The sequence below is a fragment of the Streptococcus mitis genome, from assembly GCF_022137125.1.
Taxonomy (GTDB): domain Bacteria; phylum Bacillota; class Bacilli; order Lactobacillales; family Streptococcaceae; genus Streptococcus; species Streptococcus mitis_CE.
In genome coordinates, this window is the sequence record NZ_JAKNEQ010000021.1 from 1 (window position 1) to 378 (window position 378).

The window sequence follows — 378 nt, forward strand, 5'->3', positions numbered from 1 at the left end:
GAACGCCGGAAGTAGTTGGGGGTTGCCCCCTGTGAGATATGGAAGTCGCTTAGCTCTAGGGAGTTTAGCTCAGCTGGGAGAGCATCTGCCTTACAAGCAGAGGGTCAGCGGTTCGATCCCGTTAACTCCCATTTAAGCGGGTGTAGTTTAGTGGTAAAACTACAGCCTTCCAAGCTGTTGTCGCGAGTTCGATTCTCGTCACCCGCTTTGAACTTTGTTCAATTACCAAGTTTTTTAACTTGGGCGCGTAGCTCAGGTGGTTAGAGCGCACGCCTGATAAGCGTGAGGTCGGTGGTTCGAGTCCACTCGTGCCCATAAAGTTTGGTCCGTTGGTCAAGGGGTTAAGACACCGCCTTTTCACGGCGGTAACACGGGTTC

General features: G+C 52.4%; 3 tRNA genes. All 3 read left to right on the forward strand.

Going from position 1 to position 378, the window contains the following annotated elements:
* The first annotated feature begins 58 nt into the window (after positions 1–58).
* The 3 genes from L0P31_RS09265 (at position 59) to L0P31_RS09275 (ending at position 315) form a co-directional block, all read left to right on the forward strand.
* Positions 59–131, forward strand: a tRNA-Val gene (locus L0P31_RS09265).
* Positions 132–136: 5 nt separating this feature from the next.
* Positions 137–207, forward strand: a tRNA-Gly gene (locus tag L0P31_RS09270).
* A gap of 34 nt (positions 208–241) precedes the next feature.
* Positions 242–315, forward strand: a tRNA-Ile gene (locus tag L0P31_RS09275).
* The last annotated feature ends 63 nt before the right edge of the window (positions 316–378 follow it).